The 21,062-nt window shown below is 67.3% G+C and carries 23 protein-coding genes; 8 read left to right on the top strand and 15 right to left on the bottom strand.

The features are described from left to right. Positions 1-24 precede the first annotated feature (24 nt). A complete protein-coding gene (locus J8I35_RS26770) occupies positions 25-471 on the top strand; it encodes a hypothetical protein (protein WP_006488003.1) in 447 nt (148 codons plus the stop codon). A 66-nt stretch (positions 472-537) separates the two neighbouring features. On the opposite strand, the gene J8I35_RS26765 is transcribed toward J8I35_RS26770, so the two are convergent. Continuing rightward, positions 538-1,431 (bottom strand): NAD(P)-dependent oxidoreductase, encoded by an 894-nt coding sequence (locus tag J8I35_RS26765; RefSeq protein ID WP_124593975.1) that lies wholly within the window; start codon positions 1,429-1,431, stop codon positions 538-540. A gap of 157 nt (positions 1,432-1,588) precedes the next feature. Between J8I35_RS26765 and J8I35_RS26760 the strand changes: the two genes are divergently transcribed. Then, positions 1,589-1,798: a dodecin gene (locus J8I35_RS26760; protein ID WP_011549586.1), complete on the top strand. Its 210-nt coding sequence runs from the start codon at positions 1,589-1,591 to the stop codon at positions 1,796-1,798. Positions 1,799-2,019: 221 nt separating this feature from the next. Beyond that, a complete protein-coding gene (locus tag J8I35_RS26755; RefSeq protein ID WP_006478550.1) occupies positions 2,020-2,949 on the top strand; it encodes a LysR substrate-binding domain-containing protein in 930 nt (309 codons plus the stop codon). A 101-nt stretch (positions 2,950-3,050) separates the two neighbouring features. On the opposite strand, the gene J8I35_RS26750 is transcribed toward J8I35_RS26755, so the two are convergent. Further along, positions 3,051-4,463, bottom strand: coding sequence for an 8-oxoguanine deaminase (locus tag J8I35_RS26750; RefSeq protein WP_050013308.1), 1,413 nt, complete (start codon positions 4,461-4,463; stop codon positions 3,051-3,053). 505 nt (positions 4,464-4,968) lie between these two features. On the opposite strand from J8I35_RS26750, the gene uraH reads away from it, so the two are divergent. Together uraH and J8I35_RS26740 are read left to right on the top strand one after the other, a co-directional pair. Beyond that, the gene (uraH, locus tag J8I35_RS26745; protein WP_089435183.1) at positions 4,969-5,322 is read left to right on the top strand and encodes a hydroxyisourate hydrolase; all 354 of its coding nucleotides are present in this window, start codon (positions 4,969-4,971) and stop codon (positions 5,320-5,322) included. Between the two features lie 53 nt (positions 5,323-5,375). After that, entirely contained in the window at positions 5,376-6,569 is a 1,194-nt protein-coding gene (locus tag J8I35_RS26740) for a urate hydroxylase PuuD (RefSeq protein WP_124637739.1), read from the top strand. 108 nt (positions 6,570-6,677) lie between these two features. Here J8I35_RS26740 and J8I35_RS26735 read toward each other — a convergent pair whose 3' ends face one another. The 13 genes from J8I35_RS26735 to J8I35_RS26675 form a co-directional block, all read right to left on the bottom strand. After that, positions 6,678-7,088, bottom strand: coding sequence for an ACT domain-containing protein (locus J8I35_RS26735; protein ID WP_050013311.1), 411 nt, complete (start codon positions 7,086-7,088; stop codon positions 6,678-6,680). A 150-nt stretch (positions 7,089-7,238) separates the two neighbouring features. After that, positions 7,239-7,607, bottom strand: a complete 369-nt coding sequence (locus J8I35_RS26730) for a Rid family hydrolase (RefSeq protein WP_245170436.1) — start codon at positions 7,605-7,607, stop codon at positions 7,239-7,241. A 148-nt stretch (positions 7,608-7,755) separates the two neighbouring features. Continuing rightward, a complete protein-coding gene (locus tag J8I35_RS26725) occupies positions 7,756-8,268 on the bottom strand; it encodes an ureidoglycolate lyase (RefSeq protein ID WP_209927782.1) in 513 nt (170 codons plus the stop codon). Then, entirely contained in the window at positions 8,265-9,278 is a 1,014-nt protein-coding gene (gene alc, locus J8I35_RS26720) for an allantoicase (protein WP_089467694.1), read from the bottom strand. Before alc ends, J8I35_RS26725 begins: the two co-directional genes overlap by 4 nt. 75 nt (positions 9,279-9,353) lie before the next feature. Beyond that, positions 9,354-9,875 (bottom strand): 2-oxo-4-hydroxy-4-carboxy-5-ureidoimidazoline decarboxylase, encoded by a 522-nt coding sequence (gene uraD / locus J8I35_RS26715; RefSeq protein WP_050013316.1) that lies wholly within the window; start codon positions 9,873-9,875, stop codon positions 9,354-9,356. After that, entirely contained in the window at positions 9,872-10,825 is a 954-nt protein-coding gene (gene puuE, locus J8I35_RS26710; RefSeq protein WP_050013317.1) for an allantoinase PuuE, read from the bottom strand. The genes uraD and puuE overlap by 4 nt, the downstream gene beginning before the upstream one ends. Positions 10,826-10,972: 147 nt before the next feature. Then, on the bottom strand, positions 10,973-11,764 hold the full coding sequence (locus tag J8I35_RS26705) for an aspartate/glutamate racemase family protein (RefSeq protein WP_209927780.1): 792 nt from the start codon (positions 11,762-11,764) through the stop codon (positions 10,973-10,975). 10 nt (positions 11,765-11,774) lie between these two features. Next, positions 11,775-13,259, bottom strand: a complete 1,485-nt coding sequence (locus J8I35_RS26700; RefSeq protein ID WP_027809652.1) for an NCS1 family nucleobase:cation symporter-1 — start codon at positions 13,257-13,259, stop codon at positions 11,775-11,777. A 149-nt stretch (positions 13,260-13,408) separates the two neighbouring features. Further along, complete coding sequence (locus tag J8I35_RS26695; protein ID WP_050013319.1) at positions 13,409-14,113, bottom strand: GntR family transcriptional regulator; 705 nt, start codon at positions 14,111-14,113, stop codon at positions 13,409-13,411. Between the two features lie 307 nt (positions 14,114-14,420). Continuing rightward, positions 14,421-15,359 (bottom strand): muramoyltetrapeptide carboxypeptidase, encoded by a 939-nt coding sequence (gene ldcA / locus J8I35_RS26690; RefSeq protein ID WP_124554628.1) that lies wholly within the window; start codon positions 15,357-15,359, stop codon positions 14,421-14,423. 124 nt (positions 15,360-15,483) lie between these two features. Beyond that, entirely contained in the window at positions 15,484-16,080 is a 597-nt protein-coding gene (gene tadA, locus J8I35_RS26685; protein ID WP_050013321.1) for a tRNA adenosine(34) deaminase TadA, read from the bottom strand. Beyond that, entirely contained in the window at positions 16,077-16,478 is a 402-nt protein-coding gene (locus J8I35_RS26680) for a DnaJ family domain-containing protein (protein WP_027784729.1), read from the bottom strand. Before J8I35_RS26680 ends, tadA begins: the two co-directional genes overlap by 4 nt. Positions 16,479-16,757: 279 nt before the next feature. Beyond that, positions 16,758-17,981 carry an MFS transporter gene (locus J8I35_RS26675; RefSeq protein ID WP_050013322.1) on the bottom strand — a complete coding sequence of 408 codons (1,224 nt, stop codon included), beginning with the start codon at positions 17,979-17,981 and terminating at the stop codon, positions 16,758-16,760. A 297-nt stretch (positions 17,982-18,278) separates the two neighbouring features. Between J8I35_RS26675 and J8I35_RS26670 the strand changes: the two genes are divergently transcribed. From J8I35_RS26670 to J8I35_RS26660, 3 genes are read left to right on the top strand one after another with little or no spacing between them, the layout of a single operon-like run. Continuing rightward, a complete protein-coding gene (locus J8I35_RS26670; RefSeq protein WP_209927778.1) occupies positions 18,279-19,049 on the top strand; it encodes a GntR family transcriptional regulator in 771 nt (256 codons plus the stop codon). Then, the gene (locus J8I35_RS26665) at positions 19,046-20,785 is read left to right on the top strand and encodes a fumarate reductase/succinate dehydrogenase flavoprotein subunit (protein WP_209927776.1); all 1,740 of its coding nucleotides are present in this window, start codon (positions 19,046-19,048) and stop codon (positions 20,783-20,785) included. The genes J8I35_RS26670 and J8I35_RS26665 overlap by 4 nt, the downstream gene beginning before the upstream one ends. A gap of 11 nt (positions 20,786-20,796) precedes the next feature. Continuing rightward, a complete protein-coding gene (locus J8I35_RS26660) occupies positions 20,797-21,042 on the top strand; it encodes a ferredoxin family protein (protein WP_050013325.1) in 246 nt (81 codons plus the stop codon). Positions 21,043-21,062: the final 20 nt, after the last annotated feature.

Below are 21,062 nucleotides of genomic sequence, written 5' to 3'. Positions count from 1 at the left end.
CAATTGTTTTTGAGGCGAGTGTTTATGTCCTTCCCGAAAAAACGTCGGCGTGCGCCGCAGGATGGCCAGGAGTCGTTCCTCGCGGTCTTGCGCCACTCGAAGCCGTTTGCCCAGCTCGACACCAAGATTGCCCGCGCTCGCGCGCAGGACGAACCCGTCCTCTATGCGCACGTGCTGCCGGGCCTCGACGTGCTTCTGTGCAGCGTGCGCGGCGCGCAGCCGCCCTATCCGGCCATCGCCGAGCTGCGCAAGCGCTGCATCGAATCGATCGCGAATGCGCTCGAGCAGCCGCTCGACGGCCTCGAGAACGGCGGATACTGGTACGAAGCGAACGGCTTCGGCTTCCTCGTGTTCGCCAGCCGGGCGCGGGCGCGCATCCTGCCCGAGTTTGGTGCAGGCACGAAGGCGAGCCTGCGCGGCGGCCTCGGCCGTCAGAACGCGGGCGACACGACACCCCGCTCGCTCGGCTGATCCGCCAGCCATTCGATGGGCCGCCTCCGCGCGGCCCATCTGCCATTCACACGCCCCGCTTGCCCGTCACGACGCCTGCTGGCGGCCGTTGCCCGGCCGCACGATGTCGATGAACGCGGCGAAATCTGCGCCGGCGAGTCCCTGCGCGGCGCCGAGCCTGAGCACCTGCTGCACGGTGGCCGACACGGGCATCACCGCGCCGGTGTCGCGCGCGGCGTCGGCGATGGCATCGACATCCTTCTGGAACGTACTGAGCGCGCCGATCGGCGGATGACCGCCCGACGTCATGCGCGGCACGAACGTCTGCAGCAGCACCGAATCGGCCCAGCCGCCGGCCAGCGCCTCGGCCAGACGCGCGGCGTCGATGCCGCTCGCCTGCGCGAGGCCGACCGCCTCGGCGATCGCGGTGACCGTCGCGGTGACGATCGCCTGGTTGCACAGCTTCGCCGTCTGGCCCGCGCCGGCATCGCCCATGTGCGTGATGCGCGACGCGTACGTGTCGATCAGCGCGCGCACCGCGTCGAGATCGGCCGCGCGGCCGCCGGCCATCACCGCGAGCGTGCCGGCCTGCGCGCCCGGCACGCCGCCGGACACCGGCGCATCGACCCAGCCGACCCCGAGCGCGGCCGCGCGCGCCGCGTAGTCGCGCGTGGCGGCGGGCGGAATGCTCGAATGATCGACGATGCGTCGCAGGCGGCGCGCGTTCGCGTCGCCGGAAAGCAGCCCGTGCTCGCCGAACACGACGTCGCCGACCGCCCGGCCGTCGAGCACGCACACGAACACCGTCTCGACGCGCTCGGCCAGCTCGTGCGGCGTGCCCGCCACCTGCGCGCCGTCCTTCACCAGCGCGTCGGCCTTGTCGCGCGAGCGATTCCATACGCTCACGCGATGCCCGGCCGCCAGCAAATGCCGAATCATCGGCGCGCCCATCAATCCTGGTCCGCAAAATCCGACTTCCACGATGCGCCTCATCTCCGATATGGGTTGCAGTTGCCGCCCATCATACCTATCACTCAAGAAGCCGGGCATGCACGGGACCGTAGCGGAACCGTAGCGGAACCGCTTCGGGACCGCGCGTTGCCCCGGCAATACAGACCGATATCCCAGGGAGCGCATCATGAGCGACCACGTGTACAAGCTGATCGAACTGACCGGTTCGTCGCAGCAATCGAGCGACGACGCGATCCGCAACGCGATCTCGAAAGCCGGCAAGACGCTGCACAACCTGCACTGGTTCCAGGTGACCGAAACGCGCGGCCACATCGAAGGCGACCAGGTCGTGCACTGGCAGGTCACGCTGAAGGTCGGCATGCGTATCGACGACTGACGCGCCGCACGCGCCACGCGACGCCCCGCCACCGGATGCGTGCAACGCGCATCCGTGCGGCGCCGCGCCCGCCTGCATTTCGCCCCGTTCCGGCCCCTTGTCGAGGCCCGGCCGGCGGGTAGCCGCGGGTATCCATCTCTTGACGCTGATTTTCGTTCATATTAAAAACGATATACCCACCCCATCCCTCGATCAGCCCAGCCATATAAACCGGAGATAACATGAGTCAGCAACGCGAGGCGATCGACACGTACCTCTTGCGCGTCTTGCACACCTTGTTGATGGAGCGCAGCGTCACGCGCGCGGCCGTCAAACTGAACCAATCGCAACCGGCGATCAGCGCCGCGCTGCGCCGCCTGCGCGACATCACCGGCGATCCGCTGCTGGTGCGCGGCAAATCCGGCATGGTGCCGACCGAATACGGACTGCGCCTGCTCGAGCCCGTGCAGAACGCGCTGCGCGAAATCGAGCGCATCAAGTTCCAGCAGCACAACTTCGACCCGGCCACGTCGATCCGCTGCTACCGGATCGGCTGCCCCGACTACCTGAACGTGCTGTTCGTACCGACCGTCGTCGAACGCTTCCGCCTGGCCGCGCCGAATGCGACGCTCGAGTTCCATTCGCTCGGCCCCGCGTTCGACTACGAGCTCGCGCTGGAAGACGGCAAGCTCGACATCGTCGTCGGCAACTGGCCCGAACCGCCCGAGCAGCTGCACCTGTCGAACCTGTTCGTCGACGAAATCGTCTGCCTGATGAGCAACACGCACCCGTTCGCGAAGCGCGGCGGGCTCACGCTCGACCAGTACCTGAACGCGCCGCATCTCGCGCCGACGCCGTACTCGGTCGGCCAGCGCGGCGCGATCGATGTGCATCTCGCGCGCGAACGGCTCAAGCGCCACGTGGTCGTCACGCTGCCGTACTTCAACCTCGCGCCTTACGTGCTCGTGAAGTCGGACCTGATCTTCACGACCACGCGGCTGTTCGCCGATCACTACGCGAAGTTCCTGCCGCTGTCCGTCGTGCCGGCGCCGCTCGACTTCCCGCCGATGCAGTACTACCAGCTGTGGCACGAGCGCTGCCATTACTCCGACGAAGTGCGCTGGCTGCGCAGCCTCGTCGCCGAGGCCACCCGCACGCTGATCGAGGCGTAATCGCATACGGCGCGCGCCACGCGCCCGCCGGGCACGCCGTTGCGCGGCGGGTGTGACGGCAACGGCCGCGCGACGTGCGGCGCGACCTCCCCGCCGACGCGTCAGCGCGACGCTTCCACGAGTGCTTGCGCCAGCGCGTTGTGACGCTCGATCACCGGCGGCAGATCGAGCGTCGCAAGGCGCCCTTCCCGCACCACCAGCTTCCCGTTCACCACCGTGTACGCCGTCTGCGACGGCGCGCAGAACACGAGCGCCGCGACCGGATCGTGCAGCGCGCCCGCGAACAGCGGCTGACGCAGGTCGAACGCGGCGAAATCCGCGGCCATGCCCGGCTTCAACGCGCCGATGTCGTCGCGATTCAGCACCTTCGCACCGCCGAGCGTCGCGATCTCGAGCGCTTCGCGCGCGGTCATCGCGTCGGGCCCGAAACCGACCCGTTGCAGCAGCAGCGCCTGGCGTACCTCGGCCACCATCTGCGCGCCGTCGTTCGACGCGGAACCGTCGACGCCAAGCCCGACCGGCACGCCCGCGAGCCGCATCTTCTTCACCGGCGCGATGCCGGACGCCAATCGCATGTTCGAGCACGGGCAATGCGCGACCCCCGTGCCGGTGCGCGCGAACAGGCCGATGCCCGCATCGTCGAGCTGCACGCAGTGCGCATGCCACACGTCGTGGCCGACCCAGCCGAGATCTTCCGCATATTCGGCGGGCGTCATCCCGAACTTCTCGCGGCTGTACGCGATATCGTTGACGTTCTCCGCGAGGTGCGTGTGCAGCGACACGCCGTATTCGCGCGCGAGCACGGCCGCGTCGCGCATCAGCTCGCGGCTCACCGAGAACGGCGAGCACGGCGCGACCACCACGCGCAGCATCGCGTAGCGGCCGTCGTCGTGATAGGTCTCGATCAGGCGCTGCGCGTCGCGCAGGATGTCGGGCTCGCGCTCGACGACCGAATCGGGCGGCAGCCCGCCGTCGCGCTGGCCGACGCTCATCGCGCCGCGGCTCGCATGAAAGCGCATGCCGATCCGCTGCGCGGCGCCGATGCTGTCGTCGAGCCGGCTGCCGTTCGGGTAGATGTACAGATGGTCGCTCGACGTCGTGCAGCCCGACTGCAGCAGCTCGGCCATCGCGGTGAGCGTCGACACCTCGATCATCTCGGGCGTCAGGTGCGCCCAGATCCGGTACAGGTTCGTCAGCCAGCCGAACAGTTCGGCGTTCTGCGCGGCCGGCACCGCGCGCGTGAGGCTCTGGTACATGTGATGGTGCGTGTTCACGAGCCCCGGGATCACGAGGTGGCCGCGCAGGTCGAGCACTTCGTCGGCCGTGTCGGGCAGCTCGGCGCTCGGGCCGACCGCGACGATCCGGTTGTCTTCGATGTAGAGCCCTGCGTCGCGCAGTTCGCGGCGCGTGTCGTCCATGGTCACGAGCACGTCGGCGTGCTTGACCAGCAGGGTCGTCGGGCGGGATGAGGAAGGGGTCGGCGCGCGTGCGCCGGCGTGCTGCTCGAGATTCATGCGTTCTCCGCGTCGGTCTGCCTCCAGGGGCTGTCCTGGAAGCGGTCACACAGCCGTTCGAACGCTGAATCGCGGCACGTCCCGGTGCCTGCGTCCGTTCGAACGCCCTGGCCCGGTTACCCGGCGTGCTCGCCGTCTTCGGGGTACGCGCGGCCACCGGCCGACGCGCACGGCGGGAGGATCGCCCAAGCGCGCGCCGCGCACAATACACGATCGCGAATACCGTGCTTCAGGGATTCGGTATGGTACGCCGCCCGACGCCCCGCGCGTGCCCGGCATCGGTGCGCTCGGCCCTGTCCGGCGGGCCGTCGACAGCCGCTCATGCGCGGCGCATTATCTTCGATATCGCGCACGTATTTGCACGGGGAACCTTTTTACAATGCCTGCACGGCGCTCGCTTCACGCTCGCCGACGGGTATGTAGCCACGTGACGTGGAGCCTCGATCCGCCGCACAGTCATGGATCGAGTCGCCGCCGAACCTCGCATTCACACAAGGAACAACGAATGGGAAAGCTCACTACCCACGTACTCGATACGGCGCACGGTCGCCCCGGCGCCGCCATCAAGGTGGACCTCTACGCGCTGGACGGCGAATCGCGCCGCGCGATCAAGACCGTGCTGACCAATAGCGACGGCCGCTGCGACGAACCGCTGCTCGAAGGCGCGGCACTCGCCGCCGGCGAATACGAACTCGTGTTCCATGCCGGCGACTACTTCGCGGCGCTCGGCGTGAAGGTGCCCGAACCCCGCTTCGTCGACCGCGTCGTGCTGCGCTTCGGCATCGCCGACGTCGGCTCGCACTACCACGTGCCGCTGCTCGTGTCGCCGTGGTCGTACAGCACTTATCGCGGCAGCTGACATTCGAATCAGCGCCTGCATCAAGACAAACGATCTGAGTCTGGAGGAGTTTCATGGAAGGCTTCATCACCGACTGGCTGAACCTCGCACTGCGATGGCTGCACGTCATCGTCGCCATTGCGTGGATCGGCGAGTCGTTCTATTTCGTCGCGCTCGACAACAGCCTGAAACCGCCGACCGACCCGAACCAGCGCAAGCGCGGGGTGTTCGGCGAGCTGTGGCACGTCCACGGCGGCGGTTTCTACAACATGCAGAAATACACGGTCGCGCCACCGGAAATGCCCGATGACCTGCACTGGTCGAAGTGGCCGTCGTACACGACGTGGCTGTCGGGCTTCACGCTGTTCTTCGTGCTGTACCTGCTTGCGCCGAACACGTACCTGATCGACAAGAACGTGCTCGACATGGGCCCGGTCGTCGCCGTCGCGTCCGCACTCGGCTTCCTCGCGGCCGGCTGGATCGTGTACGACTCGTTGTGTCGCCTGCTCGGCACCAACGACCGCGTGCTCGGCATCTGCGTCGGCCTGTACGTCGTCGCCGCCGCGTACCTCGCGTGCCACATCTTCTCGGGCCGAGCCGCCTACCTGATCGTCGGCGCGATGCTCGCGACGATCATGTCGGCGAACGTGTTCTTCGTGATCATCCCGGGCCAGCGCAAGATGGTCGACAAGATGCTCAAGGGCGAAGAACCGAACCCGATCTACGGCAAGCGCGGCAAGCAGCGTTCGGTGCACAACACGTACTTCACGCTGCCGGTCGTGTTCGCGATGCTGTCGAACCACTATGCGATGACGTACACGAACAAGTTCAACTGGGTCGTGCTCGTGCTGATCATGCTGGCCGGCGCGCTGATCCGCCAGTTCTTCGTGATGCGTCACCGCGGCAAGCAGCTGTGGTATTTGCCGATCGGCGGCGTCGCGCTGCTGTCGGGCGCGCTGGTATGGACGATGCCGAAGCCGGTCGCGCCGGAAGCGCAAGCGGCCAACGCACCGAAGATCGCGATTCACGACATCATGCCGATCCTGCAGCAACGCTGCGTCGAGTGTCACTCGGCCAAGCCGACGCTGATGGGCAGCGCACCGGCGGGCGTGATGTTCGATACGCCGGACGAAGTGTCGAAGAACGCGCAGCGCATCTACGACCAGGCCGTGCGCCTGAAGGCGATGCCGATCGGCAACGTCACGCACATGACCGACGACGAGCGGACGAAGCTCGCCGCCTGGTTCGAGGGCGGCGCGGTCAAGTAAGCCGCCCGCCGGGCGCCGGAAGTCATTCGCCGGCGCCATTCTCTCCGTTCGCGGGCCCGGTCACACGGGCCCGTTTTTTTGCCCACGCGGAGGAATGCCTTTCGCATGTCAGCCGCGCATCGCGTCGCGCTGCAGTGCGACGAGTACATCGCGTGCACGCGGGCCGTCGACGAACGGCACGAAGATGTGATCGTGGTAAGCGGCGGCCATCACGTTGCAGCTGATGCCGGCCGCGCCGAGCGCCCGCGCGAACGCGGCCGTGAGGCCGACGGCCGCGAGGTCGGAATGCACGGTCAGCGTGATCCACGCGGCGCGGAACAGCACCGGCCAGCCGCGGCGCGCGGCCGTCTCCTCGTCGACCACGACCGTCACCCCCTCCGCTTCGCGGAACGTCGCAATCACTTCGGATAACGATACGTCTGCGGCGTGCGGTAGCGCGATGAATGCGAATGCACCCGGATGCAGTTCGGGCTGCATCGTGCGCAGCAGGACCGCGAGGTCGTTTTCAGGCTGGCTCATCGGAAGATCGCGCCGGGAACCGGACGTCATGTGGTGGCGATGCGGGCACGATAGCACGCGCTACACGTGCACCATCGCGACTTCGTCCGCGAGCGCCGGCGCGGGCGCCACGTCGACGCTCACGTCGAACGGTCGCACGAGGCGCCCCGCTCACCCGTCGACCGCCTCCGGCAACCGCGCGATCGCCTTGATCTCGAACTGAAACCCGTACAGCCAGGTCACGCCGACGGCGGTCAGCGTCGGATGCGGTGCGTCGCCCCAGTATTCGGGGACGATCTCCCAGACCCGCTCGAACGTCGCTTCGGGGTCGACGAGGAACACCGTCACGTCGACGACATCGTCGAACGTGCAGCCGGCCGCGCGCAGCACCGCATTCAGGTTGTCGAACGCGCGACGAACCTGCGCGCCCGGTTCCGGCTCGGGCGAGCCGTCCTCGCGGCTGCGTTCCCGCCGAACCGGCACGTCAGCGCGAAGCTGCGCGTGTTCGTCGACTGGGTCGCCGAGCTGATGGCGCAGCATGCGCCGGTCGCGAATCGGCAGCGCGGCGGCAACGGTTCGCGCAATATGCGCAAGGCCGCGGCAACCTGATTCGCGAGCGAGCCAACGAGTGCATATAAAAAACCCGCGCAGGCCGCGCGGGTTTCGACAGACGGACGATCAGCCTGACTCAGGCCGTCACCGCATCGAGCGCATCCTCGGTGAGCCACAGCCACTCCTGCAGATCCTGCTCGTTCAGGTTCAGCCCGTCCCCGCCGCGATCGACGACGATGAAATCGCTGACGCCACCCAACGCGATCAGCGGGTGATGCCACACGCCCTTCGCATAGTTCACGCCCTGCCAGCCGCTCGTCACGAACGCGCGGATCTTCGCCGGATCGAGCTCGCCCGCGGGCGCGACGACGACGAGATACGGCCGGTCGTTCAGCGGCACGAACGCCTGGCTGCCGAGCGGATGCCGCTCCAGCATCTTCACTTCGAACGGCAGCGTGCGCGGCTGGCCGCGGAACAGGTTGACGAGCGGGCGGCCGCCCTCATCGGTCACGTCGACTTTCGCGAGATCGTGAAAGCGGATCGTCGTGCCAAGGTTGATCGGGATCTGCTTCGCCCCTGCCGTTTCGATCACGTCGCCGAACGGCGCAAACGCTTCCCTGGTCAGCGGTTCGATGACAAGCGTCTTCATTTGTCGAGCGTCCCCCACAGACGCAGGCGCGACACGCCGCCGTCCGGAATGATGTTCAGTCGCACGTGCGTGACGGGACCGAGCGACGCGATCTCCTGTTCGAAGTAGTGCTGCTTGTCCATCTGCAGCTTCTGTTCGCCGAGCAGCACCGGCCAGAACATCGACTGCGTGATCAGCGAGCTGTCGGTGCCGCCCGATACATACGCGGCCTGGATCGAGCAGCGATCCGGGTAGTTGCCCTTGAAGAACGCGGTATCGACTTCGATCTTGCGGATCACGCCCGGCTGCGCGAGCGCGATGATCGCCCAGTCGTTGCCCGGCTCGCGGCGGCGGCGGGTTTCCCAGCCATCGCCCATGTTCACGCCGCGGCCCGGCAGCAGCAGGTTCGACGCGACGCCGAAGTGCTGGTTGTTCGCCGCCACCACGTAACCGCCGTTTTCCATCGCCGCGAGGTCGAACTGCTCGGTCGCGCTCGCGCCGGCCCAATCGAGCTGCGGCTGGCCGTACACGCGCAGGCGCGCGATGCCGCCGTCCGGATAGATGTTCACGCGCAGATGCGTGAACGCGCGCGCGTCGCTCGCTTCGACGTAGTGATGGCTGTTGCCTTGCAGCGTCGTCGACGGGACGATTTCGACCCACTCGGTCGCGTGCGTCGGCGCGCCGTCGGCCACGAACGCGGCCTCGATCGATGCGGCCGGCGGGAAGTTGCCGGTGAAGTGGCTCGTGTCGATGTCGAAGCCCTTGATCACGCCCGGGCGCGCAAGCTTGACGATGCACCAGTCATAGCCGGTCGTGCGCTTGCGGCGCGTTTCCCAGCCGTCCATCCACTTGCCGTGGTCGTCATACTTGCCGGGGATGAAGACGGCCGGCTCGGGGTTCAGCATCCGGTCCTTCGGCGCGAAGAAATCGTCGCTGGCCTCGAGCGCCTGCGCACCGAGACGCGGGTCGGCAAGATTCACGTAGCGCCGCGTGAAATCGGGTGCGTTCGGATCGAGAAGCGGAACAGCCATGATGTTTCCTTGTTTCAGTGAGACGATCGGACCGCCGCGACGCAGCGGGCCGTATTGCGGTGTCAGGCGGCGGTGTCAGGCGTCGATCAGGTCGTCGAGGCGAAAGCGCGCGATCCGGTAGATCTGGTCAAGGCTCGCACGCAGCTCGTCGTCGCGCGAATGATTCACGCGCGACTCGAAGTTCGCGATGATGCCGTGGCGGTCATAGCCGCGCACCGCGAGGATGAACGGGAAGCCGAATTTCTCGCGATACGTGCGGTTCAGCGTCAGCAGCTTGTCGAATTCTTCCTGCGTGCACTGGTCGAGGCCCGCGCCGCTCTGCTCGCGGGTCGATTCGGCCGTCAGCTCGCCGCGCACGGCGGCCTTGCCGGCCAGCTCCGGGTGGGCGTTGATCAGCGCGAGCTGGCGCGCTTCGCCGCCGGTTTCCACCGCGTCCGACATCGTCTCGTGCAGCGCGTCGATGCTCGCGAACGGCCGCTTGCCCGCGGCGACCTCGGCCACCCACGGCGAATGTTCGAAGATCCCCGACAGCGCCGCGACGAATGCGCTCGGCGCCATCGTATTCAGTTGTTCCAACGTGTAGCGCATCGCCTTCATGCTTTCCCTTCGTTTCGATGATTGGGCTGATACGGATGATGTTCACGCCAGTGACGCGCGATATCGACACGGCGCGTCACCCATACGCGATCGTGCTGCTCGATGTGATCGAGGAACCGCTGCAGCCCGCGGAACCGGCCCGGCCGGCCGAGCAGCCGGCAATGCATGCCGATCGACAGCATCTTCGGCGCTTCGTCGCCCTCCGCGTACAGCACGTCGAACGCGTCGCGCAGGTACTGGAAGAAGTGGTCGCCGGTGTTGAAGCCCTGCGGCGTCGCGAAGCGCATGTCGTTCGTGTCGAGCGTGTACGGCACGATCAGTTGCGGCGACGTGCGGCCGCCCGACACCTCGACGTCCATCCAGAACGGCAGGTCGTCGCCGTAGTTGTCCGAGTCGTACAGGAAGCCGCCGTATTCGGCGACGAGGCGATGCGTGTTGGGGCTGTCGCGGCCCGTGTACCAGCCGAGCGGACGCTCGCCCGTCACGCGCTCGATCGCTTCCATCCCGAGGCGCATGTGCTCGGCTTCGAGTTCCGGCGTCATGCTCTGGTAGTGAATCCAGCGCCAGCCGTGGCACGCGATTTCATGGCCGAGCTCGACGAATGCCCGCGCGAGCTCCGGATGACGCTCGATCGCCATGCCGACGCCGAATACCGTCAGCGGCAGCCCGCGCTTCTCGAATTCGCGCAGGATGCGCCACACGCCGGCCCGCGACCCGTATTCGTAGATCGACTCCATGCTCATGTGGCGGTCCGGATACGCGGCCGCGCCGACGATTTCGGACAGGAACTGCTCGGAGCCCGGATCGCCGTGCAACACGCAGTTCTCGCCGCCCTCCTCGTAGTTCAGCACGAATTGCACGGCGACGCGGGCGCGCCCCGGCCAGTTCGCCTGCACGGGATGGCGGCCGTAGCCGATCAGGTCGCGAGGATAGTTGGGATCGAGTGACATGGTTCGGAATGCAACGAGAGCGGGCTGGAATAATGGGTTCGCATCGACCGCGCGGTGCCGTGGGCCGGCCGCGCGAGCCGATGCGATGACGGCCCAGTGTAGCGAAAACGTTGATACGCGCCCATACAGCGACGCAGATAGTGCATGTCAGACGGTGTGTATGTGCGGTTGCGGCAAATTCGGCGGAGGCTCCGCCGCATCCCCGCCCGGCGGGCTGAAGCGTGCGAATTCGCCGTCGTAGCGCTTCGGCAGCGGCCGCGCATAATCGCCGCGCTTCGCGGTTGAGAGTCGCAGCGCAACGAGCGCCTCGGCCCACTTCACGGCCGCCGTGACGCCCTCGACCACCGGCGCGCCGATCTGCTGCTCGATCTCGTACGCGAATTCGGCCATCCCCGCGCAGCCGAGCACGATCGCGTCGGCGCCGTCCTCGTCGAGCGCGCGCCGGCATTCGTCGACGATGATCCGGCGCGCGGCCGAGCCGGGCCGGTCGAGTTCGAGCACCGCGACGTCGGTCGCGCGCACGTTGCGGCAGAACCGCTTCATCCCGTAGCGCTCCGCGAGGTGCCATGCCATCCCGCAGGTGCGCGCGAGCGTCGTGACGACCGAGAAGCCCGGCGCGAGCACGCTCGCCGCATGCATCGCGGCCTCGGCGATGCCGATCACCGGCCCGCGCGCAAGCTCGCGCGCCGCGTAGAGGCCCGGATCGCCGAAACACGCGATCACGTACGCGTCGCAGCCGTCGCGCTCGCCACGCGCGACCTCGGCAAGCAGGCCAGGCGTCGCGAGCGCCTCGTCGTAATAGCCTTCGATCGACGGCGGCCCCATCGGCGGACTCACGGCCACGATCTCCGTGCCGGCAGCCGCGACCTCGCGTGCGCAGCGGCCCATCGCATCGGTCATCCGCTGCGTCGTATTCGGATTGATCAGTCGGATCTTCATCGCATGCTCCTTACGCCTTCGCGCTCGCGAGCAGCCGATAGAACACGAAGCCGAGCCCCGCGCCGATGAACCACGAGAAATTCGCGAGGGCCTGCCAGCCCGGCACCATCACGCAGACAACCGCGATCACCGCGGCCGGCAGCAGCGCGGCCAGCGCACGGCGGTTCACGCCGCCCGTGTACCAGTAGGCGCCGCTTTCCGACATCGTGTACAGGTCGTCGCGCACGAGGCGGCCGCGCTTGACGAGGTAGAAATCGGCGATCAGCACGCCGTACAGCGGGCCGATGAACGCGCCGAGCACGTCGAGCGTGTAGTGGATCACGGCCGGGTTGTTGAACAGATTCCACGGCGTGATGAAGATCGATGCGACCGCCGCGAGCATCCCGCCCGCGCGCCAGCTGATCAGGCGCGGCGCGACGTTCGAGAAGTCGAACGCCGGCGACACGAAGTTCGCGACGATGTTGATGCCGATCGTCGCGATCGTGAAGGTCAGCGCACCGAGGATCACCGCGGTCGGATGGTCGATGCGGCCGACCGTCGCGACCGGGTCGGTGATCAGTTCGCCGAACACCGGCAGCGTCGCGGCGGTAGTGATCACCGTGACGAGCGAGAACGCGAGAAAGTTGACGGGCAGCCCCCAGAAATTGCCGCGCTTCACGTCGCCGAACGAGCGGCAGTAGCGCGAGAAATCGCCGAAGTTCAGCATCGGCCCGGAGAAGTACGACACGACGAGCGACACGGCGGTGATCATCACCGGAATCACTTCCGCGCCGTGATACTTGACGCCGCCGAGATTGATGCCGATGTTGCGCCAGCCCGCGCGCCATACCATGTATCCGGCGAGGATGAACATCACGACATAGACGGCCGGGCCCGCGAAGTCGATGAACTTCTTGATCGTCTCCATCCCGTTCCAGAACACGAACGCCTGCAGCACCCACAGCAGCATGAAGCCGGCCCAGCCGACCGCCGACAGCCCGAGGAAGCCGTAGCGATGAACGTCCGCATACGGCAGCCATTGCGGGAAGAATTTCAGCACGACGATCACGAGCGCGCTCGACGCGAGATAGGTCTGGATGCCGTACCACGCGATCGCGATCAGCCCGCGGATCACGGCCGGCACGTTCGCGCCGAGCACGCCGAACGTCGCGCGGCACGCGACCGGATACGGCACGCCGATCTGCTGGCTCGGCCGCGCGATCAGGTTGCACAGCGCGTTCACGAGGCCGATGCCGACGATCAGCGCGATCAGCACCTGCCAGCTTGTCAGCCCGAGCGCGAACAGGCTGCCCGCGAACACGTAGCCGCCGACGCTGTGCACGTCCGACATCCAGAACGCGAAGATGTTGTAAGAGCCCCATGTCTGATTCTTCAGGGGTGCCAAATCTTCGTTGTACAAACGTTCGCTGTAACCGTCCGGCAGTGCCGGACCGCCGCCCTCGCCGCCTTCTTCCGCCGGATAGGCGCTGTCGTGCGCCACACTGAACTGAGCCATGACTTCTCCTTGACGCGGCCGCAAGGCCGCTCCACCGTCATCGATATCGCTCCGGATCGTCGCCCGGAGTCGGACCCGCGGCCCGCGGCAAACACCGCGGGCCTGCATTTCGCTCGTTCTGTGGCGCGCGGCCGGGTTCGCGTCGCCGCTCAGGCGCCGCCGAACACTTCGCGCAAATCGACCTGCCCTTGCGCGGGCCGGTCCAGCATCTTCAGTTCGACATGCTGCAGGTGGCGCGCCATCAGCGTCACCGCCTGCTTCGGATCGCCCGCCTCCAGCGCGGCGAGGATCTCGTCGTGGTCGTCGCACGAGCACGGGCTGCGCCCGTGCGATTCGTACAGTGCCGACATCAGCGTCGAGCGTGCGACGAGCCCTTCGAGGCACTCGCTGAGCGTCGCATTGCCCATCAGCGTCGCGAGCGCCGTATGGAATTCGCCCGACAACCGGATCCATGCCGCGAAGTCGTGCCGCTCGAACGCCTTGCGTTCCTTGTCGATCAGCGCCGCGACGCCCTTCAGCCGCCTGGCGCCGGGGCCGGTCGCGAGCCGCTCGACCACGGCCAGCTCGATGATCCGGCGCATCTCGAACACTTCGTGCACGTCCTGCAGCGTCGGGCTCGCGACGAATGCGCCGCGGTTCGGCTCCAGATCGACCAGCTTGTCGGTCGCGAGCTGCGCGAGCGCCTGGCGGATCGTCCCGCGCTTCACGCCGAACACGTCGCAGAGCTGCGCCTCCGTCAGCTTCGCGCCGGGCGCGAGCCGATGCTCGAGGATCGCGGTGCGGATCCGCTCGGCGATCGCTTCGGGGCTGGCCGCACCGGACGGAGAGGAATCGGGCTCGTTCATGATCTGCATCGTGTGATGGTCCTCATCCTAGGATGGACATAAAGATTGTCAACAATTCTTTTTCAGGATTTCGCACAATCGGCGTGCGCCGGGGCGTCTCCATTCGGTGCAGTGCGCACGAAATCCATGCATGGCAGTCCTGGCAGGCAAGACGAGGGCCGTTCTCGTCGTATACCCGCCCGGTCATTTTGTTGACAAAAATGGTGCAAAAACGCGTGACGATCGTGTTGGTGTCGACGAAAAACGCGGACCGTTAGTTGCGTATCTACATAAAGAAAAAGGCGGGAAGCCCGCCTTTCGATCGATCGTGCCGGCATCAGCCGAGATGCGGATAGTCGGACAACGTGAGCCGGAACCCGTGCGCATTCGCGACCAGTTGCGCCTGTGCCCCGAACGGCAGCGTCAACAGGTCGGGCACGTGACCGAACTGGAGCCCCGTGATGACCGGAATGCCCACCACCGCGCGCACCTGATCGATCATCGCCTGCATGTCGTAGCCGTTGTCGTACTCGAACGGCCGCGCGCCGGTGAACTGGCCGAGCACGAGCGCCTGCTGCCGCGCGAGCAGCCCCGACAGGTGCAGTTGATAGATCATCCGCTCGATCCGGAACGGCTGCTCGTTGACGTCTTCGATGAACAGGATGCCGCCTTCGATGTCGGGCATGTACGGCGTGCCGACCAGCGACGTGAGGATCGCGAGGTTGCCGCCCCACAGCGTGCCCGTCACGTTCACCGTCTGCACCTGCGGTGCGTCGGCGACGATCGTCGTGCTCGACTGCGTCAGCGTCTGCCAGAAATGCTGCATCGTGAAGTCGCTGGGCGTTTCCGCGCCGAAGTCGGCCGACAGCATCGGGCCGCCGAACGTCTTGATGCGCGCCTTCGCGTACAGCGCCAGTTGAATCGCCGTGAAGTCGCTGTGACCGACGAGCGCGACCGGCTGGTCGCGCAACCGGCGTTCGAGCCCGCGATAGTCGAGCCCGTGCAGGATGCGCGCGGCGCCGTAGCCGCCGCGCACCGCGAGCGCGATGTCCGGCAGCGGCCGTTCCGGATCGGCGAGGCGGTTCAGGTCGCCTGCCCGCTCGCCGTCGGTGCCGCCGAAACGCTGGAAGCGCCGCTGCGTCGCCTCGATGTTCTCGATGCGCTGCTGCGCGGTGCTGAGGCGCTCGAGCGCGCGGTTGATCGCGTCGGGGTCGTGCGGATAGCCGGACGGCGCCAGCAGGCGGATGGTGTAGGACGCGGCGGGCTGGAAGGACATGGCGAAAGGTGTCGGGATCGTCAAACCTGCTTAGAGGGACCGAACCGTGTCCGGTTCACGAAAACCGTGCACGCCCGGGACGCCGGGCGCGGCGAGCGGCGAGCGGCGAGCGGCGAGCGGCGGCCTATGACGCGCCGGATTCGGCGTCGCGGGCAAGCCGCGCTTCGCGCAGCGCGCGACGGCGCTCGGCGAAGAACGACTTCAGCGCGGCGCCGCACTCGTCGGCGAGCACGCCGCCGGTCACTTCGGTATGGTGATTCAGTTGCGGATTCGCGAAGGCATCGATCACGCTGCCGCACGCGCCCGTCTTCGGGTCGGCCGCGCCGTAGACGACCCGCGCGATGCGCGCGTGCATGATCGCGCCTGCGCACATCAGGCACGGCTCGAGCGTCACGTACAGCTCGCAGCCGGGCATCCGGTAATTCTGCAACTGCTGCGCGGCCATGCGCAGCGCGGCCATTTCGGCATGCGCGGACGGGTCGTGCCCGCCAATCGGATGGTTGAAGCCGCGGGCGATCACTTCGTCGCCGCGCACGAGCACCGCGCCGACCGGCACTTCGCCGGCCGCGCGCGCCTCTTCGGCGGCAGCCTGCGCAAGACGCATGAAATGGAGGTCGCGCGCCGCGACGGGCGCGGTTTCGTGAACGGGAGAATCGGCGGCGGGGTCAGCGGCCGCGGCGGCTGCAGAGCGTGCTGCGTCGTGCAGCGCGTCGGACGTCACATCGTCCCCGCTTCGGCGGGCGCGTCGTCGAGCCCGCGCTCGCACAGGCGTTCCGCGATGCGCCGGCAGTAGTCGCGCGGCATCACCATCGGGCCGCCGCGCAGCGATTCGAGCGCCATGTCGAGCGCGAGAATCTTCGCCTGCAGCCGGCAACGCGCGGCACGGTCGCTGACCGCCTGCACTTCGTCGTGCAGGTTGCGCAGCGCGCGCAGTTGCTCGACGGCCGGCGGCACGAAGCCCGCGTTCTTCAGGATACGGTTGGCCACCCGCACCTCCTCGGGCACGAGCAGGTCGTCATCCAGCGCCTGCGGCGCGCCGGTACCCGGCAAATCGTCGAACTCGCCCCGCGCGGCGGCGGCGGCAATACGTTGTTCGACCAGGGCGTCAAGCAGTCTCATCAGTCAATCGGAACAATGCGGCAGGGCGAATTCTAGCAGGGTGACGCCGGTATGACAGGCCCTTCGAATACATGCTCGATATTGTGGTTTTAGGGGCCGAATCGCCGCGCATGCGCGCCGATCGCCGTCAGTTGCCGCTCTGCTGCGCAGCAGCAGGCTGAGCGCGGTTTGGACGCGTGCAAATGGAACGCGTATCCGGGCCCATTTTTTATCCACGTCGATGCGGCCGGCCGCCGTCGATCGCGTGAAAATGCGACGCGCGTCGCTTCCGCTGCCCGATTACGCAGCCACGGTTTCCGGCCGCGCCTTCGCGAACGGGCGGAACATCGTCGCGATCAGGAACGCGCCGATCCCGATCGCGAACGAGCCGAGGTACAGCCGGCCATAGCTGCCGAACGCATCGACGATCAGGCCGCCGGCGACCGGGCCCGCGGCCATCCCGAGGCTGCCGGCCATCGCGCAGCCGCCGATCACGGTGCCCATCATCCGCAGCGGGAAATTCTCGCGCGCGAGCACGGAATACAGCGGCATCACGCCCGCATAGATGAAACCGAACAGCGTCGCGACCGCGTAGAAGCCGTCGAGCGTGCGCACGAAGTAGTAGCCGAGCGCGCCGAGCGCCTGCGCGAGCAGCCCCGCCACCAGCATGCGCTTCGCGCCGAGCCGGTCGCCGAGGATCCCGAACGCGATCCGGCCGCCCATGCCCGCGAGTCCTTCGACGCTGTAGATCGACACCGCGACGATCAGCGGAATCCCGCAGGTCACCGCGTAGCTGACCGTATGGAAGATCGGGCCCGAATGCGTCGCGCAGCAGAAGAAGTTGGTCAGCACGAGCACCATGAACTGCGGCGAGCGCAGCGCATCCGCGACCGACATCGCGGCGGGCGCGCCGGCGGACGCCGGCGCAGCCGCCGCGTGCGCGGATTCGGGATCGAGCGCGGGCGCCCGGCGCACCAGCAGCGACACCGGAATCATCACGACGGCCGCCAGCGCGGCGATCAGCAGCATCGACGTGCGCCAGTCGCGCACCGACACGAGCCACGCAGCGAGCGGCGCCATCGTCATCGGCGCCATCCCCATGCCGGCCGACACGAGCGAGACCGCGAGGCTGCGGTGCGTGTCGAACCAGCCGGTCACGCACGCCATCATCGGCGCGAATATCGCGGCCGTCGCACCGCCGACGGCCAGGCCGAAGGTCAGCTGGAACGCGAGCAGCGACGGCGCGCGGCTCGCCAGCGCGAGGCTCGCCGACAGCAGTACGGCGCCCGCGATGACGACCGGCCGCGTGCCGACGCGGTCCGACAGGCTGCCCCACGCCAGGCTCGCGAAGGCCATCGCGATGAAGCCGAGCGTCATCGCGGCGGAGATGCCGGTCATCGACCAGCCCGTATCGCGCGCGATAGCCCGCAGGAACACCGGCAACGAAAACATCGCGCCGATCGCGACGCAGCCCATCAGGCCGCCCGCGGCGACGATCACCCAGCGGTATCGGGAATCCGGCATGTGGCGTGTCATGTGGCTTCTCCTCGTTCGTTGCGCCATTCGCGGCAACCGGCTGCCGGCCGCATGGCGCGGCGCACTGCCCGGTCGATATCGATACGACGGGCGGCACATCGGGAAATCGACATGCGCGCCGCATGGGGCGCGAATTTTTTATTTTGGGCGAATCCGCTCGGCTCGCAAGGGTCGGATCGCGCGCCCCACTTTTCCTCAACGGGAAATTCGAAATCAGAAATCGTTGGTTGGGGCACGCACTCGCGCTGGCTACACTCGCCCCATCTTGTCATAACAAGTTGACCGATGCCCCCACCCAACGTCGTGCCGTTGTCCGCGGCCCCGCTCTACGTGCAGATCAAGGACACGCTGCGCACGCGCATTCTCGACGGCACCTACGCGCCGCACAGCCGGATGCCGTCCGAGCACGCGCTCTGCGCGATGTTCGACGTCAGCCGCATCACGGTGCGCCAGGCGCTCGGCGACCTGCAGAAGGAAGGCCTGCTGTTCAAGCTGCACGGCAAGGGCACGTTCGTGTCGAAGCCGAAGGCGTTCCAGAACGTGACGTCGCTGCAGGGCTTCGCGGAGGCGATGTCGTCGATGGGCTACGAGATCGTCAACCAGTTGCGCAGCCTGCGCACGGTGAAGGCCGATCGCCATCTCGCGACGAAGCTGAACGTGCCCGAAGGCGCGCCGCTCGTCGAGATCCATCGCGTGCGGCTGCTGAACCGCGAACCCGTGTCGCTCGAACAGACCTGGGTGCCGGAAGCGCTCGGCAAGCGTCTCGCCGGCGCCGATCTCGCGACCCGCGACATCTTCCTGATCCTGGAGAACGACTGCGGCATCCCGCTCGGCCATGCCGACGTGTCGATCGACGCGATCCTCGCGGACGACGACATCGTCGACGCGCTGCACGTCGAGGAAAGCAGCCCGGTGCTGCGCATCGAGCGCCTCACGCACGACGCGTCGGGCGCGCCGCTCGACTACGAATACCTCTACTTCCGCGGCGACGCCTTCCAGTACCGGTTGCGCGTCGACCGGCAGAAGGCGCGCAAACCTGCAAGGAACCCGCGATGAATACCCATGTGCACGAATACGACATCGTCGTGGTCGGCGGCGGCACGGCCGGCCCGATGGCGGCCATCAAGGCGAAGGAGCGCGATCCGTCGCTGCGCGTGCTGCTGCTCGAGAAGGCCAACGTCAAACGCAGCGGCGCGATCTCGATGGGGATGGACGGCCTGAACAACGCGGTGATTCCCGGCCATGCGACGCCCGAGCAGTACACGCGCGAGATCACGATCGCCAACGACGGGATCGTCGACCAGGAAGCCGTGTACGCGTACGCGACGCACAGCTTCGCGACGATCGAGCAACTCGACCGCTGGGGCGTGAAGTTCGAGAAGGACGGCACCGGCGACTACGCGGTGAAGAAGGTCCACCACATGGGCTCGTACGTGCTGCCGATGCCGGAAGGCCACGACATCAAGAAGGTGCTGTACCGGCAACTGAAGCGCGCCCGCATCGCGATCACGAACCGGATCGTCGCGACGCGCGTGCTGACCGACGCACAGGGTCGCGCGAGCGGCGTGCTCGGCTTCGACTGCCGCACCGCCGATTTCCACGTGATCCGCGCGAAGGCCGTGATTCTCTGCTGCGGCGCGGCCGGCCGCCTCGGCCTGCCGGCGTCGGGCTACCTGATGGGCACGTACGAGAATCCGACCAACGCGGGCGACGGCTACGCGATGGCCTATCACGCGGGCGCCGCGCTCGCGAACCTCGAATGCTTCCAGATCAATCCGCTGATCAAGGATTACAACGGCCCGGCGTGCGCGTACGTGACGGGCCCCTTGGGCGGCTTCACCGCGAACGGCAAGGGCGAACGCTTCATCGAATGCGACTACTGGAGCGGCCAGATGATGTGGGAGTTCTACCAGGAACTGCAGAGCGGCAACGGTCCCGTGTTCCTGAAGCTCGACCATCTCGCGGAGGAAACGATCCGGACCATCGAGCAGATCCTGCATACCAACGAGCGGCCGAGCCGCGGCCGCTTCCATGCGGGGCGCGGCACCGACTACCGCAGCCAGATGGTCGAGATGCACATCTCCGAGATCGGCTTCTGCAGCGGCCACAGCGCATCGGGCGTGTACGTGAACGCACGTGCGGAGACGACCGTGCCGGGGTTGTACGCGGCCGGCGACATGGCGGCCGTCCCGCACAACTACATGCTCGGCGCGTTTACGTACGGCTGGTTCGCCGGGCAACACGCGGCCGACTACGTGGCCGGCCGCGAACACGCGCCGGTGGACGACGAACAGGTCGATGCCGAGCGCACCCGCGCGCTCGCGCCGCTGCTGCGCGAGCGCGGCCTGGCGCCGGCGCAGGTCGAGTACAAGCTGCGCCGCATGGTGAACGACTACCTGCAACCGCCGAAAGTGACGCGCAAGATGGAAATCGGGTTGCAACGCTTTGACGGAATCACTGAGGATATCGAAGAAATCAAGGCGAACAACCCGCACGAACTGATGCGCGCGGCCGAAGTGCGCGCGATCCGCGATTGCGCGGAAATGGCCGCGCGCGCATCGCTGTTCCGCACCGAGAGCCGCTGGGGGCTGTACCACCATCGCGTCGATTTTCCGCACCGCGACGATGCCGAATGGTTCTGCCACACGTGGCTGCGCAAGGACGCCGCCGGCGCGATGCGCAGCGAGAAGCGGCCGGTCGAACCGTACGTCGTGCCGCTTGCCGACGACGAACGCGGCGCCTACGCGCAGTTGCGCATCCGCGAACCGGCCGCGCCCGCGGCCGCCCTGTGAGGAACCTTGCCATGCCCCATACCCCGCACGACACCTTCCAGCGCAGCAGCGCGCCCGTGACGATCGACGAGTCGCTGTGCATCGCCGACAAGGGCTGCACCGTCTGCGTCGACGTGTGCCCGCTCGACCTGCTCGCGATCGACGTCTCCAAGGGCAAGGCGTACATGCAGTTCGACGAATGCTGGTACTGCATGCCGTGCGAACGCGACTGCCCGACCGGCGCGGTCAAGGTCGACATCCCTTACCTGCTGCGCTGACACGGCGCGCCACCTGCGCA

The organism is Burkholderia sp. CpTa8-5, from assembly GCF_017815045.1.
GTDB lineage: Bacteria > Pseudomonadota > Gammaproteobacteria > Burkholderiales > Burkholderiaceae > Burkholderia > Burkholderia sola.
The sequence above is the reverse complement of the archived record's forward strand: the minus strand, read 5'-3'. Positions and strand labels throughout refer to the sequence as shown.